The following is a 16872-nucleotide window of genomic DNA, read 5'->3' as shown; positions in this document are numbered from 1 at the left end:
AGCGCCGCTAACTCCCCGAAAATTCATGTTGCCGCCACGCTTCATACAGCACAATTGACGCAGAATTTGCCAGATTCAGTGAACGACGACCGCTTTGCATCGGTAGGTAGACGGCCTCAGTGACCATCTCACCTTCTAACACATCGTCGGGTAAACCAGTAGATTCTTGGCCGAACAGTAGAACATCACCGGGCTGATAGGCGATCGTGTCATAGCGTTTGGTCCCGGAGCCGCTGAAGGCAAAAACCCGCACGGGCTGCAGCGCTTGCCACGCTGCGGCGAGACTCGCATGCACGGTCACCAACGCGAGATCATGATAATCCAGGCCGGCGCGGCGTAGGTGGGCATTGTTGAAATTGAAACCCAGTGGTTCTACCAGGTGCAATTCGGCACCGGTGATGGCTGCAAGGCGAATCGCGTTTCCGGTGTTGCCCGGGATTTCGGGGGCGTGGAACACGATGCGAAATGTCGGGTTCGTGGTGTGTGGGGCGCGGGGTGCGGTGTCGTGTGGGTTCATAATTTTGCGATCAGTTGGCCCATGCTGGTTCGATCGACGACGTTGTGGTCGCCTGTGCCAATGAACAGTTTGACCTGGCGTACCGCATCCATGATCGAAGCAGGCGCTTCGGAAAGCCCAAGAGTGTTGAGTGTCGTAGACGCTTGGATCGTCGGGGCATGGGGGTTCGTGGAAAAAATGACCGAGAACGCGCCGACTTCAAGGTTCGGGAAGAGTTGCTGCAACCCCGCTACGGCGTCGGATAAATCATCGAGCACAACGCGCTTCCGGCCCATAAGTTCGGTGCCATTAAACTGGTAGACGTCCGGTGGGGCGTGCTGTGCAGAGAACACTGCGAGCTTGCTGCCCCCGAGCAGCACGGTGTCTAAGACATGCCGACGTGAAAGTTTGACACCGTGAAAAATTCGCACTGCAGGCAGCGCCGAGTGCACGCGCTGTTGCAACATGTCAGAGAGCCGAGTGTGTAGCGTGCGGTTTTGACGGCCAAAGAAGCCACCCGGGATCTTTCCGTGAACAACTCGTTGAGCCAAGGGCGAATCCACCGTCACCGGCGGTTTGCCGGGAACCTGGACAGGCCCCTCCGCCAGGGGTGGAATGAACCGGAACGGTTCAGCCTCGGTCGGTGGGGCGGTATTCGTCCGGGGTGCGGGATTGGGGCCCTGTGGTTCGGACGCCGGTTCGGGTTCAACCTCAGAAAGTTGTTTCCAGGCTTTGGTGATTTGATCAAAGCGAGCTGCATCACCGCCGCGATCCGGGTGGTGTTGTTTTGCCAACGCCAAGTATGCCCGGCGAACTTGCTTCTCGCTCGCCGAGGGGCTGACCCCGAGCACTGCATATGGGTCTAAACGGTTACCTGGATTGTCTGACACGGGCCATATTCTACCTGTGCTGTTCTAAACTAGAGGACATGTCCCGTATTTATCTTGATCATGCAGCCACGACTCCAGTGCGTGATGTCGCACTGGACGCCTTCGTGACGCAGGCCAAACGCAACGGTAATGCTTCTGCCTTGCACTCTGCAGGCCGCTCGGTGAAATTCCAGGTCGCCGAGGCACGCGACCGACTCGCGGCGACGCTGACTGCTGATCCCAGCGAGATCCTGTTTACCGCCGGCGGGACTGAGTCTGACAACCTGGCGATTAAAGGTTTGTTCTGGGCCAATGCTCCACGCGATGTCATCATTGCCACCCGTGTTGAGCATCCCGCGGTCATTGAAACGCTTGAGTGGTTGGAGGCCCACGAGGATGCCACCGTGGTGTTTGTGGACGTGACCGAGGAGGGCTTTGTCGATGTGGAGTCCTGGAAGGCCGCGTTACAAGAACATGAGGGCCGTATCGCCTTGGCGACACTAATGTGGGCCAATAATGAAATCGGCACCATTCAACCCATCGAAACCATTGCTACATTGTGCCAGGATGCCGGGGTGGATTTGCACGTGGACGCGGTGCAGGCTTTCGGTGCCATTCCGGTCACATTTGTCCCCGGAATTACGACCATGGCGCTGTCGGGGCACAAAATCGGGGCCCCCGTAGGCATTGGAGCGCTGCTGGTGCGCCGCGACGCAAAACCGGTGCCCGTCTTACACGGCGGGGGACAAGAGCGTGAAATCCGGTCGGGAACGACCGCCGACGCGTTGATCCTGGCATTTGCTGCGGCTGCTGAGGAAGCCACGGCCAATCTTGCTGAAGAATCTGCGCGCTTGGCGGGTCTGCGAGATCAGCTCATCGACGCGGTCCAAGAGCGCATCCCGGACGCCAAACTACAAGGCCCCAAAGATGCCAATTATCGGCTTCCAACGAACGTGCACTTTTCCTTTGCGGGGGCAGAGGGTGACTCGTTACTATTTGGGTTAGACATGGCAGGAATCGAATCATCGACGGGATCAGCCTGTAATGCTGGGGTATCACGTCCCTCGCACGTCATCTTGGCAACTGGCCAGGACGAAGCAGCAGCCCGATCCACCCAACGTTTTTCGCTGGGACATACGACGACGCAAGAAGACATTGACGCGGTGTTAGAGTCGCTGCCAGGAATCTACCGGGCGGCAGCAGATGCCGGTATGGCAGCGGAAATGTCATCGATCCGGACAGCGAATTCGCACCGATAACGGGAGAGCACTATGAAAAAATTGAAGGTTTTGGCAGCAATGTCGGGCGGTGTTGATTCGGCAGTAGCCGCCGCCCGTGCAGTAGAAGCAGGCCATGATGTCGTCGGCGTGCACTTGGCGCTGTCGCGTATGCCTGGCACCCTGCGCACTGGCTCTCGTGGGTGTTGCACGATTGAGGATGCTTCGGACGCCTGGCGTGCTTGTGAAAAACTCGGCATCCCGTATTACACCTGGGACTTCTCGGAGCGTTTCCAAGAAGAAGTCGTCGACGATTTCATTGAAGAATATGCCGCAGGTCGCACACCGAACCCGTGCATGCGCTGTAATGAACGCATCAAATTCGCAGCCTTGCTGGAACGTGCTATTGCCCTGGGCTTTGATGCCGTGGTCACCGGGCACTATGCGAAGGTGATCGAAGGTGAGGCCGGGGAACTGGAATTGCACCGCGCCGCAGATGACGCTAAAGACCAGTCCTACGTGCTTGGTGTGCTCACGGCCGAGCAGCTGAAGCATTCGATGTTTCCGTTGGGCGACACGCCATCCAAAGAGATGGTGCGCGCCGAAGCAGCCGAACGTGGCATCTCTGTTGCGCAGAAGCCAGATTCCCACGATATTTGCTTCATTCCCGATGGCGATACTCGCGGTTGGCTTGAAGAAAAAATCGACATGGAAGACGGACCCATCGTGGATACCGAGGGTGAGGAAGTCGGTACCCATCCCGGGTCGCAGGCCTTTACCATCGGTCAGCGTCGCGGACTCGGCATTGGCAAACCCGCTGAAGACGGCAAACCGCGCTTTGTGCTTGAACTGCGTCCAAAGGAAAACACAGTGGTCGTTGGTTCACGCGAGATGCTCTCGGTGGATCGGATCACCGGTATCCGTCCGTCCTGGGCAGGCCTCCCCATCGCCGAAGACTCCACGGGCGAATGGTTCGATTGCCACGTGCAAGTACGGGCCCACGCCGAACCGGTGCCGGGCCGTACTCGGGTGACGACCGGTGACGTCGACGGGGCCGAAGCCGTCGTATGGGAAATTGAACTGGACGAGACGATTCAAGGTGTTGCGCCCGGTCAGACTGCGGTCGTCTACCAGGGCACCCGCGTGCTCGGTCAGGTGACCATCCACAAGTCAATCAACGCCGAGCGCCTCGCACACGTCTAAACTAAGAGCTATGAACTACGATTCCACGGCATCCTCGTTGACGGATACCACCGATCCGGCGATCCTTGAAGAACTGTTATCCATCCGGTCCAGCATCGACAATATTGACGCGACGCTCGTGTATTTGCTGGCCGAACGGTTCAAATGTACTCAGAAGGTCGGTCGGCTCAAAGCCAAACATGAACTACCACCGTCTGACCCAGAACGCGAAAAGGCACAGATCAAACGGTTACATTCGTTAGCTCGCGACGCGGAACTGGATCCAGCGTTTGCCGAGAAGTTCTTGAACTTCATCATCGAAGAAGTCATCCGTCACCACAAGGCCATCTCTCAGGAGCACCAGTGACGCAACCGGTGGGTTTGGTCGATGGAACCTTCGCCGGGACCGATCTCCACGCCGTCTATGCACTGCAGCACAACGAAATTGGGACGCCGCACATCCCTGTGCTGGCAGAACTGCCAGACGTCGGCCCACATGCGACAGGCGTTGGCAAGGTTGCTGCCAACCTGAGTCTGCCATTTCAGCTGCGCTCCTATGGCTGGCAGCTGCAACATGGCGAGCGAATTTCTGCCATTGACCAACTGCGCGCGATCTCGCATCGCGATAGCACCATCCAGGCGATGTCCGATATCGCCGCCGACGATGTTGTACCGGAGGTCTCGGTGCGCTTGCTGGGTCCCGTGGCGTTAATGATGGCCGGGTGGTTACCCTCCGGGCAGCGTATCCTTCGCGACGCCGGTGCGCGTCGCGATATTACCGGTGCTTGGGCCGAAGGTGCAGCGACTCTCATCGCCCGGATCCGTGGCGTCCTCGGCGCTGCACCGACCATCATTGTTGACGAAGCGCAGGCGTATAAAGCTGTCAACGGGCAGGTTCGCACTGCTTCAGGTGCCGGTTTCGAATGGTCCATCGATGTGTCCGAAGTACGTTCCATGTGGGAGACCGCGGCAGCCCAGGACGCCACGGTGCTTATCGAAACGTCCTCCGAGCTTATCGGGACGGCAGCTGCAGTCTGCGGTGTTGTGCTGGACTGGCCGACAGGCCGTAACCGAATGACCGAGCAGACCTGGGAGCTGGTTGACCGTCTGGTGCAGAAAGAGACGCCCGTTGCCTTGCAAATAGAACGTCGGGATCATCCTGAACGTTACGCCGAAGAACTTGTGCAACAGTACCTCGATTGGGGTGCCAGTTACGAGGGGTTGGACCACGTACGTTTCCTACGACGTTTTCACAATGCATCCGCCACAGATGCCGGCCCCGGACTGCAAGACCTCCACATTCTGGCCGATCACGCTGCAGGGTATGCAGCATCCTTGTAGCACCGTCGTCGTACGCGAGCATTGTGTCTGTGAAAGACCGTTCTCGGAAGGTCTCAGTGACGGACGATGAGCTTTGGTATTTAGACCCGGAAGCCCCTGCAACTGCGGTGCGGGAGAGTATTAGGCTGGCGCCGTTGGTGCCGCCGTGAGTACCGGATGTCAGACTTCCCATAATTTGGACCAGTGAACGAGCTGCGACTCAAGACTTTCTGTGAGCATCGTGACGACGCCACTAACGTATATCACAGACGACCGGCTGCTTTGAGTCGCAGATATCTATCACCAACGACCATCGGAAGTTCATCGGGTTGTGCCTCAACGACCTCAGCACCGTAACGATTCAGCAACTGCACCATCTTACGGTTCCGAAGTTTTTGGGCTTCAGCACTCGCGGCGATGAACGCATCGTCAGAACTTTCGCGAGCTTGCGCCATGGCATCGAGTTCAGGGTCTGCTACCGCAGCGATCAGGACGACGTTGCGCTTGGTCAGCACCGGCAAGATCGGGATGAGCCCTTCTTCGATCGCCGCAGAATCAAGCGGGGTGACCAATACGATGAACGCGCGCTGGCGGGTGATATTGGAGATCTCTGGTGGCAACACGGTCCAGTCTGCTGCCAGCAAACGCGGAAAGACTTTGGAAAGGGCCGTGGAAATACGGTGGAGCAGTTGTCCTTTTTCTTCGGATGACGAACGGGACCGAATCGTCTGATCTAGGGTGACCAAATCAACGCGGTCTCCGCCGGCATTGGCCAGTGCTGAGATAAAGAGCGCGGCTTCAATTCCGGCATCGAAGCGTGTCTCGTCGCCGACTCGAACGGCCGATGCACGCGAAGAGTCGAGTACTACAACCACGCGCCGGTCGCGCTCGGGTCGGTAGGCCCGGACGATGAGCTCGTGGGATCGTGCCGAGGCTCGCCAGTCGATGGTTCGCACATCATCACCGCGAACATACTCACGCAGCGAATCAAACTCATGACCCGCGCCGGGCATGTGCACCGCCGAGCGACCCTCAATTTCGCGCAATTGGTGAATTCGTGAGGGAAGATGACGGCGCGAGCGAAACGGCGGAACCACGGTCACTTCGCCCACCGAGGTGTGGGTGTACTGGCGGCCACCAAGTCGCAGTGGACCTTGGGTTCTCACGGTCAGTTTTCGTGTGCGCACGGTGCCGCGTCGCGTTGGGGTCAGAGTCGTCGTGAAGCGCTGCGTGTCCTGGGAAGTGACATCGAGACGATGCACGGGCTGAGCGTCGTGTGCGGCCGGCTGCCAACCGTCACGGATCTGGCCGCGCATTCTACGGCTGGAACTGTTGGTGACGTCGACCCAAACTTTGAGTGGTTCTTCTAGCCGAATGTTCTTATTGTCGCTGCGGGTGAGAGTCACGGCCCGGGGCGAGGGCGTCAGTGCAAGCTCGACCACTAGCAGCACGACCAGGATGCCCAGCAGCGCAAAAACCGTACCCCAGCTCGGCCAGAAGACCATCGGGATGAACCCGGCGACTGCCACCAGCACGAAGCGATACGAAATGTACATTAGCGAGGCACCGCTACGGTCGCGATGAGGCCCTGGAGTACTTGGTCAATGTTGACGCCGTCCATTTCTGCCTCGGGACGCAGCGACACGCGGTGGCGTAAACAGGGTAAGACGAGGGCTTGGACGTCATCGGGGGTGATGAATTCACGGCCCAACAACCAGGCCCAGGCTTTGGCGGTTTTCATCAGCGCCGTGGAACCACGCGGTGAGACGCCGGCCTGGAATGACGGGGAGGTTCGTGTGGCTTGGACCAGATCCACAATGTAGGCGAGGACTTCTGGGGACGTTTTCACCCTAGCGGTTTCAGCACGCGCGGCGGTGATGGTGGCCTGATCGGCGACGGCATTGAGCCCTGCTTGTACCAGGTCTGTGGGTTTGAACCCGGCGGCGTGGCGGTTCAGGATCTCAATTTCCTCGTTGCGTGCTGGCAGATCGAGTTTGACCTTGAGCATGAACCGGTCCAACTGGGCTTCTGGCAGGGGATAGGTGCCCTCATATTCGATGGGGTTTTGTGTGGCGATCACCATGAACGGTTCGGGAAGGCGATGCGTGGTGCCGTCCACCGAGACCTGGTGTTCTTCCATCGCCTCGAGTAATGCCGCCTGAGTTTTTGGCGGGGTGCGGTTGATCTCATCGGCGAGCATCAGATTGGTGAACACTGGGCCCTGGCGGAACGTAAATTGTGCGGTGGACGCATCGTAAATGAGCGAGCCGGTTACGTCGCCCGGCATGAGGTCGGGGGTGAACTGCACGCGGGTGTCGTCTAGGTCCATTGCTTCGGACAGGCTGCGTACCAGCAGGGTTTTAGCAACACCGGGTACGCCCTCGAGCAAGACGTGGCCTTCAGCCAGCAACCCGATCAACAGGGAGGTGACGGCGTGGTCCTGGCCGACCACGGCTTTGGCAACCTCGGCCCGGACATCGTTGAGTTGGGGACGGGCGGTTTGCTGATTCACTGTGACTCCTTTGGTGGTGCGGCGAAGCGATCACGCACTTGATGTTCAAGATCTTGTAGGTGTTGTGCCCAGGTGACAAACGTTCGTGAGGTAATTTCATCGCTCGGTGGACTATAGAGGCCGTGGAGTTCTGCCACGGGGCGGCCCAGTTGGGTTGCGGTTTGTGCCAGAATTTCGTCCGGTGGTGTTTGCGCGCTGAGCTGCAGCAGCCGCGCGAGCCGGGCCAGGCTGGCTTGCTGCAGCATGGTTAGTGCGTGGCCGTGATGCTTGGCTTGGGCATACATGCGTCCGCGGCCCACGGTCGTTTCAGCGGTCGAAACTTCCGCCGGAAGCGGCTCGGTGATGACGGGACCGGTGCGTCGTCCGATGAAGAACAGTCCTATACCGGTGACGATAATGGCCCACACGATGCCCATACGGGCCCAATCGGGTAATTGTACCGGCGAGAGGTCGCCGTCTCCATCGGCATCCAAGGTGAAGTCCGGTTGGAACCAGATCACCGTGTCGGATTGTCCCAACGCCCAGGTGGCCAAGGTGGCGGTCCCGTTTTCGTACAGGCCGTAGTTGGACAGCATCTGGGCATCCGCGAAGACAATCGAGCCCTGTGCTGTCTGCGCATAGGCGTACGCCTGGTGTTCCCCAGCCATTGCCTCGTCCCCAACGGCGAAACACCCGTCGGCATTGTCACCGACGACCACGCCGCTTGACACGTCGCTGATCGTACCGGCTTCGCGTGCGGCATCTACCGCACACGAGTTGTCCAATTGTACCTCTTCGACGCCGCCCGGGATGCCTTGTATGCCATCGATGCCGTTGAGCATGTGGCTCATTTGTGGCTCGGATACCCCGGCGAAGACTCGCTGGTCAGCGGGTACGAGCTCTGTCAGCTCTTGTAAGCGTTCATAGGAGGCCGTTTGCATGGCAGAGTTTTTGTCGTGAAACAGCACGGTGGCATTGGGCGTCTGCTCCATTTCGTTGCGCAACTGGGACATCGTTTGAGCAGGACGAACCGCAATGCCCTGGTCCTCGAGCACGCTGGTAATGCCTGCGGCCCCGGGGCCGGTTTCCTCATCAATGCCCAGACTGCCTCCGGCGCGTTGTGGCTGCACTGCAATCCAGATCATGATCACAAGCCACACGACTACCACGAGTGCGACGACCGAAATCAACCCGAATTTGCGACGTGGACGGGTATTCATCGCGGTATCAACCTCGCCGGATCATCGTGCGGGTGTGCGGCTTGTGGTCGTGCTGTTTGAACGCTCCGGGCCAGTTGCATCATCGATTCAACGTCTTGGCGGTTCGGTGTAGTCCCACCGTAGATGACGCGGTTGAACTCACTGGAGGCATGATTGATGGCATCGCGGTGGGAGGCGAGGACGGCGCTCAGCGCCCAACCGAATGTAGTGGCCGTGGTGGAGGGCGTCACCTCGACGAGTTGGCGTTGTTGTGCGTGTCGCACCATTGCGCGGTAGGCGTGGATAAAAGCCTGATGCAGCTCTCCCGAGGCCAAGTAGCGTTCGGCGTTGGCAAAATACTGCTCTGCGGGGATAGCCGGATCGATCAATTGGGATTCATCTGTTGATGCGTCCGGGCTCACCGAGGGACGGAAGAACTTGATGAATAAGAATATTAAAACGCCCACGGCCACGATCAACAGGACTTGCAACACAATGGTGCCAGGGCCGGACGGATCCACATCGAGGGAGAGTAACTCATTGAGCCACCGAATGAAGGCTTGCCAAAGACCAGAAGGGTCGGGAGTCAGGTCGTAGGTCTCAATCCGCTCATCGAGTAGGTGCCGAGCCTCATCGTCGTTGGGGGTCCAGGGCGTGGCGGTCATCAGTACAATCCTGGAGGATTCGGTGGTCCGTGTGGTCCGTGGCCGTATGGCCCGGAACCGTATGGGCCAGGGGCCTGAGGTGGTTGTTGGAAGCCGGGGGAGGGAGCCTGCTGCAGACCTGCGCTGTAGCGTCCGGGAATGATGTCATTCGATTCATCGTTGGAGCCTGTCTGCTCCTCCAACGACGTATCGAACCGATCGGCGGTGTTTCCCGAGGCATGTTGTGCGGCCAACTGCTGAAATTCGAGGCTGAGTCCTTCTTTGCGGAAGCGATAGTCAAAATAGAAAAAGATCCCGACCAGTAACGACATGCTGCTGACGATGAAACCCACAATCTGTGCGAGAGCCGAGACCACGAAGTTAACGATCAGCATCGTCGTATTGAGTTCTGTTTCTGTGCCCGCCGACATAATCACAAAGAATGAAACAAACAATAACGGGCTCATGATGACGTAGGACACGAACCAAAAAATCAGCATGAACAACACTGAGATCAGCAGCGTGCGCCAGAAGTGGCCGCGGGTCAGGCGCCATGAGCGACGTAGTGCAGCAAAAATGCCGATATCTTCGATCACCATGGCTGGCACTATCAACAGCCACCGCGTTACGAAATATGCGGCTCCCAACAGCGGGAGACAGGCCATCAGGAACGATGTGATGAAACCTAAGAAAATTGCACCGAAGTCCCCCGGCTCTACCCCGGCAAAAATCAGCGTGAATGTTAAAACACCGACCAGGATCATGACGATATATAAAACAAACAGGGCGGCCAGCATGAGCGCGAGCACGCCGATGAGTCGCCCCCACCGGCCACGTAAGAACCGGAAGCCTTGGCTAAGCGATGTCTTCACGCCGATAGCACTTCGGGCAATCATGACGGAGTAGATTGCCCAGTTGAAGACATGTCCCAAAACCAGCGTCACCACAGACAGTAATGTCGTGGCGAGGAAACCAACTCCTGAGCCGGACACGAAGTTGTCGATAGGGACAGTCGGGTCCATCAAGCTTGTGCCAAAAGCGCGCAGCATGAGGAACTCCCCGGTAGCGCTTAACATGGCAGCGATGGCCCCGAAAATTAGGGCCGCTCCAAAAAACACTCCGGGCGAGAAGCGTATAGCGGCAAACAACGCGGTGAAATAATCACCGAGAGTCAGGGCTCGCAAGGGCAATGAACCCGGCTGCGCGATGGGCATAAAACCCTGCTGCGGATAGGGTGCAGGTCCAGGCTGACTACCTTGGGGATGCCAGCCATATGAGCCGCCTTGATAAGGCCCCGGTTGTCCAGGGGGTGGGCTCGATGGGCCGTTAAATGACACCTGGCTCCTCCAAAGGTTGTTCGTTTCGGATCTTCACACTGTGTAAGTCAACCGGTTGCTAAACCAGATTCTAACCACCAGAAGCACCATAGAGACGGCAATTTTAGCGCGATTACCTTAAACCACAATATGAAACTGATGAGGAGTAGTTGTCCGGTATGCTTTATCCAGGTAATTACTATGCCAATCGCGCGGGAAGGAACAGGGTTGAAGACCAAAATTTTAGTGGTTGACGACGACGAAGCGTTAGCCGAGATGATCGGTATTGTCCTGAATAACGACGGTTTCGAAACCTATTTTTGTTATGACGGCACACACGCCAACGATATGTATCGCAGCGTCCATCCCGATCTTGTGCTCCTGGACCTGATGCTCCCGGGCAAAGATGGCATTGAAATTCTGCGCGAACTTCGCAGAGACTCTGACACTCCGGTGGTCATGTTGACCGCAAAATCCGAAACCGCTGACATCGTGCGTGGTCTTGAAGCAGGCGCCGATGACTACGTGCCCAAACCATTCAAACCCGCTGAACTCGTAGCACGCGTTCGCGCCCGTCTGCGTGAGACGGATACCCGGGACCCTGAAACCCTTGAAATCGCTGATCTGACAATCGATGTGGCAGGCCATGAAGTGACTCGCGATGGTGAGAGCCTGAGCCTCACACCGCTTGAATTTGACCTGCTTGTAGAGTTGGCGCGTCGTCCCGGTCAGGTGTTGACCCGTGAAGAGCTCCTCGAAGAAATCTGGGGCTACCGTCATCAGGGTGACGCGCGCTTGGTTAACGTCCATGTGCAGCGTCTACGTGCCAAAGTAGAAAAAGACCCCGACAATCCCGAAGTGATTCTCACCGTACGGGGAGTCGGGTATAAAGCCGGCTAATATCATGTCCACCGACGTCGCCCTTCCGACCGAAGAACCACCTCAGCAGCCGAAAAAACCTTGGTTCAAACGGATCTTCGGTGTGTTTCACCGTACCCGCAGACGGTTTATTCGCGAATGGGATTCGTCGATGTCGCTGCGCACCGCAGTGATCGCTGCTGCGGCGACCATTATCGGATCGCTGTTTTTGGCGTTCTTTTTGACGCAACAGATCACCAGCGGGCTCTTCCAATCGCGCTTTAATCAGGTGCAAGCCGAAGCAAATCATGCGTTGCAGCAAACACGACAGGTATTTGAGAACGCCGCTACGGCCGACGAAGATTCAACGACCTCGCTCGTTGCAGACACCCTTCGTCAGCTGACGACCGATGAGACCGCGTTCGCTCGAGAGTTCCTGCTGGTACCGCTGGAAGAAGAGGACAACCTCTACGTCGGGTCGATGAGTTCAGGCGGCGCCACCGATCAGCTGATCACGGATGATCTTGCGGAACAAGTTTCGTCCGGTAGCGGTATCTATTATCAGTCCATTTCGTTGCCGAATGCCGGCTCCACGGAACCAGGCCTCGCATTTGGTACCCAAGTCGTGCTGCCACCGGGAAACTACTACGCGCTGTACTTCATCTACGATCTGTCTGATGTGCAAGCTACCATCGACTATCTCATGAACGTGCTGCTGGTGGCCGGCGTCGTTTTAGTCATTATGAATATCGGTATTGCACTCTGGGTGACCCGCTCGGTGGGCAAGCCCATTCAACAGGCAGCACAGACTGCGGAGTGGCTCTCCTCTGGCGATCTGTCGGTACGGATGGATGTTAAACGCACCGACGAAGTCGGTTCACTGTCTGGATCGTTCAATAAGATGGCCGATAATATTCAGGACCAAATCACACAGCTGGCGGATCTATCGCAAATACAGCAACGCTTTGTGTCCGACGTTTCGCACGAATTGCGCACCCCATTGACGACTGTGCGGATGGCTTCTGAAGTACTCTACGACTCTCGCGATGCACTCGACCCGGTACTGCGTCGATCGACAGAGTTAATGCAACACCAGGTCGAACGGTTCCAAGCGCTGTTGGCTGACCTGCTGGAAATTTCGCGGTTTGATGCCGGCGCAGCAGAAGTATCGCTCGAGAAAACAGATCTACTCCACCTGGCCGCAGATGTGGCGTTAACTGCTCAACCTTTGGCAGATGAAACTGACACACAATTATCCATCGTAGCCAAGGGCGAGTCCTTCACTGCGGAAGTCGACTCCCGCCGTATCGAACGTATCCTGCGAAACCTGGTCAATAACGCGATTGAACACGGAGAATCCAAGCCGGTAGACGTCGTCCTGCAGGGCGATGACACCGCCGTATCCATCGTGGTTCGTGACCACGGAATGGGCATGACCCAAGAGCATCTCGAACATGTATTCGACCGGTTCTGGCGTGCTGATCCCGCCCGCACGCGAACGACTGGCGGCTCTGGGCTTGGATTGGCTATCGCTGTGGAAGATACCCGCCTCCACAATGGAACGATCGATGCGTGGGGCAAAGCTGCCCAAGGTGCGGCTTTTCGTGTCACCCTGCCGCGGATCTCTGGCACGGTCGTTTCGGGTGAGCCGCCCTTGGACTTACCACCAGAATATGACCGGGGGATGCGCCTTGCTCCACGAGACGTTGACACCGTCGATCCCGATGAGCAGGCGAACCAATCCTCGGTATTCAACCGAGTGACCGAGCAGCATTTATACCAGCCCAAGGACGAGCTCCCATGAGGTTGCAACACCTCATCCGGCTGATTCTGGCCGGACTACTCTCTAGCGTTTTGGTGGCTGGTTGCGCGAGTCTGCCGCAATCGGGCCAGGTGGGGGAATCAGATCAACAGGCCGATATCGACCGACATACCGCGTATACGTTTAACCCCGCTGGTCCGGCAACCGATGCGACTCCTACGTCGATAATTAGCGGCTTCATTTTGGCTTCCACAGGAATCCAAGGTGATTTTTCGACTGCTCGGGAGTTTCTGACTGAATCCGCAGCCGAAGAGTGGGATCCACAGGCACAAACCACGATCTATACGGGGCGTCCAATCGTGGATTCCACTGATGACCATCAGTACAGTGTCGAACTCACCTCGGTGGGGTCCCTTGATGATGCCGGAGTGCTCGAAGTTGCTGACGAGGGTACGACACAAAGTTTTGATTTTAGTCTGGTGCAAGTCGATGGGCAGTGGCGCATTGGTGAGCTGCCCGATGGAATTAGCTTAGATTCTGCCCAGTTCCGAGCGCTCTTCAATACCCAAACTCTGTACTTCTACGACCCCACCTATAACTACGCGGTGCCCGATGTACGGTGGATGCTCAATAGCCCTAATCAGACCGCTACGATTGTTAGAGCCCTGCTGAACGGTCCAGCCGATTATCTGGAAGGGGCTGTGGTCTCAGCATTCCCGTCCGATGCGGAACTATTTCGCGACACTGTGCCAGTATCGAGCGCGACAGCTCAAGTAGACCTGACCGACGAAACCTTTCAGGACACGTCTGACCTCACCAGACACCGGATGCAGCAGCAACTGGATTTAACGTTGGAACGCTACCCGGGCGTTTCTGAAGTTGATATGACGAGGGAACGTGCCAGTATAAACTTAGGCGAACCGCCAGATGGCTTTGTCCCCGCAGATAACTCCGTGACCACCGGCAATACTCAAATCGGTGTTCACCCTGAAACCAATCAACTCGTGGCGTACGAGGCCAACTCGACCAATACGCTCGACGGGTTCCCCAACGTAGCGAACCTCGAGCCTATCGAACCGACCATGAACCGAGAGCGCGACACGGCTGCATTCCTCAATACGGATCGTGACACGCTCTATGTCGCCAATGAGTCAACGCAATCGTATGAAATTGCCACTGGCACAGATCTCATTGCCCCTTCAATGGATGTGCACGATTGGGTATTTACCGCAACCGATGACAACACCATTATTGCTGCAAAGACGAATCGCACTGGCCAAGTGCTGGAAATCACGCATCCATGGACGGAACAAGACGCCGAAATTAGTGCACTGAGTATCTCCCCGGAGGGCACGCGTGCCGCCGTCGTCGTCACGCCGTCGGATGGCCCAGCCAAACTCTATATGGCTGGACTCATCCGTGATGAAGACGGCCAGCCACAAGCACTGGGAAATATTTTCCAGTTACAAACCGATGAATCGCCAAATAGGGTCTCGTGGTATTCCACCTCCGAAGTCCTGGCCGGCCGCGTGTCAGATAGAGAACGCGTCGAACTGGAACTCGTTGGATTGACAGGGCCATCCGTGAACTTCAAACCAATGTTAGGTATGGTCAATTTCTCCACCGGAGCTGGCAATGTCTACGCCGAAACCGAGGACAACGTCTACCTTCGGGTGGGCAACAACTGGCGTGTCGAACCCGGCGCACCCACACAACTGTCGTATCCCGGCTAGAGAATCCACAACCTAGGCGACACACCGGCGCTCATTGACTGCATTGGGCCATACTCAGATCATGAATACAGTCCTGCATATATTGGATGACCTCGTGACGTCGCCAGCAGCCAAGACAATAACAGCAGCGTGGCGAGGCATGGCCAATCTGTTAGTCCCGAACCCTTGTGTCTTGTGTGTCTGGGCCGATGCAGTTACCCACCAGCTGTGCCTAGACTGCATGGATCTTTTGAAACAGCAAAACGATCAGATCATGCAAGTTCAGGAATTTGCTGACGGGTTGCCGCTGGACATGGTCACCGGTCAACCGCTGCCGGTCTTCGCGTCCTCGTTTTATACGACGGAAATGTCGCGGGTGCTCTTGAACTATAAAGACCACCAACGCATCAACGTCGCAGGTTTCCTCCGTCCCATCGCTTTTCGTACATTGCAGTATGTGGCTGACTATTTTGGATACCCCTATTATCGGTTGATCCCCATGCCCTCCTCCGGCGCGAGTATGAGAAAGCGCGGGTATAACCCCGTGAGTACCATGTTGCCTAAACCCGCGCCTCCTACGTTGGTTTACGACGTGAAAACGCTCAAAACGCGGTGGCAACTCCTTGCCAGGGCCTCACACTGGGGCAGTGGTGTGCAGAGCCGACGAGATGGCTCTCGTCATAAGTTCAGTATTGCAACTCGGCATAAGCCACCTGCGGAACCCGTCATTCTGGTCGACGATGTGGTGACCACCGGCGCAACGATCGCTGCGGCAACAAGGACGCTGGAAGCAGCCGGATTCGATGTTGTGGCAGCCGTCGTGGTGGCTGCTGTTATGCCACGTAGCTAAGGGCTGACGAGGCAAAAGATGTCAGTTTTTAGGAACTCTGCCAAATCGTTGCAGCAAAACTTATCGTGGAGGTCCCGAGCGGGTACCATTGGGATGACCAGCGTAGGCGGCGAAGCAACGCAATCAGTTTGAGTTGTTTCGTCGCTGACCTAATTGTTCTTAGTACACGAGGAGGATTTGATGGCTATCGACATCAATTACCTGGCCCGCGATACGGATCTTTCGGACGACTTTCGTTCGTACGTCGAGGAAAAATTCGACAAGATCTCATCATTGACCGAACAAGCGCAGCGTCTGGAGGTCAAACTCGTTTCTCGTGAATCACATACCGGCGCATCCGGCTTGGTGACTGCAGAGCTTACCTTGCACTCACCTCGCGACGTGGTTCGTTCAGAAGCTAACGACAACGATAAGCAAATCGCTTTTGATCACGCTTTCGCACGGTTGCAAGAGCGCTTACGGCGTTTGCGTGACCGTGCCAAAGGCGGGCGGCGTCGTGCATCGGTACAGGAAATTACCCAAAATTTTTCGCCGGTTCCTTCCGACGTCTCGCTAGTAGAAGAAGTTCTAGAGCAACAGGCCGCAGAAGCCCAAGAGCAGGCAGAACAGGAGCGTCTGGAACAAAACGGTGATGTGCCCGTCACCATTCGCCGGAAGGTCTTCCCAACCGAGAAGATGACGCTGGACGATGCCATCGACAACATGGAACTTGTCGGACATGATTTCTATCTCTTTATTGATGAAGAAACGGACTTGCCATCGGTCGCCTACCGTCGCCGTGGCTGGTCTTACGGTGTGATCTCTTTGGGCGATGAGGAGTCAGAAGTCACCCGCGATTATCGCGAAGCTAAAGCTTAAACCCTGATCCACCGATGAGTGATCGGTTGAGGCGTTGAATCCATGATCGGGCGGGACGGGATTTTCGGGGAGGTTGGTGTCTCCCGGCCTTGTTCCGG

At 56.9% G+C, this 16872-nt stretch carries 16 protein-coding genes; 9 read left to right on the top strand and 7 right to left on the bottom strand.

Going from position 1 to position 16872, the window contains the following annotated elements:
* Positions 1-7: 7 nt before the first annotated feature.
* Positions 8-517, bottom strand: coding sequence for a tRNA (cytidine(34)-2'-O)-methyltransferase (locus ACYVJT_RS05260; protein WP_343955819.1), 510 nt, complete (start codon positions 515-517; stop codon positions 8-10).
* The gene (locus ACYVJT_RS05255; protein ID WP_343955820.1) at positions 514-1386 is read right to left on the bottom strand and encodes a J domain-containing protein; all 873 of its coding nucleotides are present in this window, start codon (positions 1384-1386) and stop codon (positions 514-516) included. The genes ACYVJT_RS05260 and ACYVJT_RS05255 overlap by 4 nt, the downstream gene beginning before the upstream one ends.
* A 38-nt stretch (positions 1387-1424) precedes the next feature.
* Between ACYVJT_RS05255 and ACYVJT_RS05250 the strand changes: the two genes are divergently transcribed.
* From ACYVJT_RS05250 to ACYVJT_RS05235, 4 genes are read left to right on the top strand one after another with little or no spacing between them, the layout of a single operon-like run.
* Complete coding sequence (locus ACYVJT_RS05250) at positions 1425-2624, top strand: cysteine desulfurase family protein (protein ID WP_343955821.1); 1200 nt, start codon at positions 1425-1427, stop codon at positions 2622-2624.
* A 21-nt stretch (positions 2625-2645) separates the two neighbouring features.
* Positions 2646-3785, top strand: a complete 1140-nt coding sequence (gene mnmA / locus ACYVJT_RS05245; protein WP_343955837.1) for a tRNA 2-thiouridine(34) synthase MnmA — start codon at positions 2646-2648, stop codon at positions 3783-3785.
* 10 nt (positions 3786-3795) lie between these two features.
* Positions 3796-4131, top strand: a complete 336-nt coding sequence (locus ACYVJT_RS05240; protein ID WP_343955822.1) for a chorismate mutase — start codon at positions 3796-3798, stop codon at positions 4129-4131.
* Entirely contained in the window at positions 4128-5105 is a 978-nt protein-coding gene (locus ACYVJT_RS05235; RefSeq protein WP_343955823.1) for a hypothetical protein, read from the top strand. The genes ACYVJT_RS05240 and ACYVJT_RS05235 overlap by 4 nt, the downstream gene beginning before the upstream one ends.
* A 242-nt stretch (positions 5106-5347) precedes the next feature.
* On the opposite strand, the gene ACYVJT_RS05230 is transcribed toward ACYVJT_RS05235, so the two are convergent.
* From ACYVJT_RS05230 to ACYVJT_RS05210, 5 genes are read right to left on the bottom strand one after another with little or no spacing between them, the layout of a single operon-like run.
* Positions 5348-6640 carry a DUF58 domain-containing protein gene (locus ACYVJT_RS05230; protein ID WP_343955824.1) on the bottom strand — a complete coding sequence of 431 codons (1293 nt, stop codon included), beginning with the start codon at positions 6638-6640 and terminating at the stop codon, positions 5348-5350.
* Complete coding sequence (locus ACYVJT_RS05225) at positions 6640-7596, bottom strand: AAA family ATPase (protein WP_343955825.1); 957 nt, start codon at positions 7594-7596, stop codon at positions 6640-6642. Before ACYVJT_RS05225 ends, ACYVJT_RS05230 begins: the two co-directional genes overlap by 1 nt.
* Entirely contained in the window at positions 7593-8795 is a 1203-nt protein-coding gene (locus ACYVJT_RS05220) for a hypothetical protein (protein ID WP_343955826.1), read from the bottom strand. Before ACYVJT_RS05220 ends, ACYVJT_RS05225 begins: the two co-directional genes overlap by 4 nt.
* On the bottom strand, positions 8792-9439 hold the full coding sequence (locus ACYVJT_RS05215; protein ID WP_343955827.1) for a DUF4129 domain-containing protein: 648 nt from the start codon (positions 9437-9439) through the stop codon (positions 8792-8794). Before ACYVJT_RS05215 ends, ACYVJT_RS05220 begins: the two co-directional genes overlap by 4 nt.
* Positions 9439-10755, bottom strand: coding sequence for a glycerophosphoryl diester phosphodiesterase membrane domain-containing protein (locus ACYVJT_RS05210; protein WP_343955828.1), 1317 nt, complete (start codon positions 10753-10755; stop codon positions 9439-9441). The genes ACYVJT_RS05215 and ACYVJT_RS05210 overlap by 1 nt, the downstream gene beginning before the upstream one ends.
* A 207-nt stretch (positions 10756-10962) precedes the next feature.
* Between ACYVJT_RS05210 and mtrA the strand changes: the two genes are divergently transcribed.
* From mtrA to hpf, 5 genes are all read left to right on the top strand, one after another.
* Positions 10963-11634 carry an MtrAB system response regulator MtrA gene (mtrA, locus tag ACYVJT_RS05205; RefSeq protein WP_343955829.1) on the top strand — a complete coding sequence of 224 codons (672 nt, stop codon included), beginning with the start codon at positions 10963-10965 and terminating at the stop codon, positions 11632-11634.
* A gap of 4 nt (positions 11635-11638) precedes the next feature.
* Complete coding sequence (mtrB, locus tag ACYVJT_RS05200; RefSeq protein WP_343955830.1) at positions 11639-13396, top strand: MtrAB system histidine kinase MtrB; 1758 nt, start codon at positions 11639-11641, stop codon at positions 13394-13396.
* Positions 13393-15087 carry an LpqB family beta-propeller domain-containing protein gene (locus tag ACYVJT_RS05195; RefSeq protein WP_343955831.1) on the top strand — a complete coding sequence of 565 codons (1695 nt, stop codon included), beginning with the start codon at positions 13393-13395 and terminating at the stop codon, positions 15085-15087. Before mtrB ends, ACYVJT_RS05195 begins: the two co-directional genes overlap by 4 nt.
* A gap of 220 nt (positions 15088-15307) precedes the next feature.
* Positions 15308-15916: a ComF family protein gene (locus ACYVJT_RS05190; RefSeq protein WP_343955832.1), complete on the top strand. Its 609-nt coding sequence runs from the start codon at positions 15308-15310 to the stop codon at positions 15914-15916.
* Between the two features lie 180 nt (positions 15917-16096).
* Positions 16097-16774, top strand: a complete 678-nt coding sequence (gene hpf / locus ACYVJT_RS05185) for a ribosome hibernation-promoting factor, HPF/YfiA family (protein ID WP_343955833.1) — start codon at positions 16097-16099, stop codon at positions 16772-16774.
* The last annotated feature ends 98 nt before the right edge of the window (positions 16775-16872 follow it).

Source organism: Yaniella soli (genome assembly GCF_054782375.1).
This window is presented reverse-complemented; position numbering and strand designations above follow the sequence as displayed.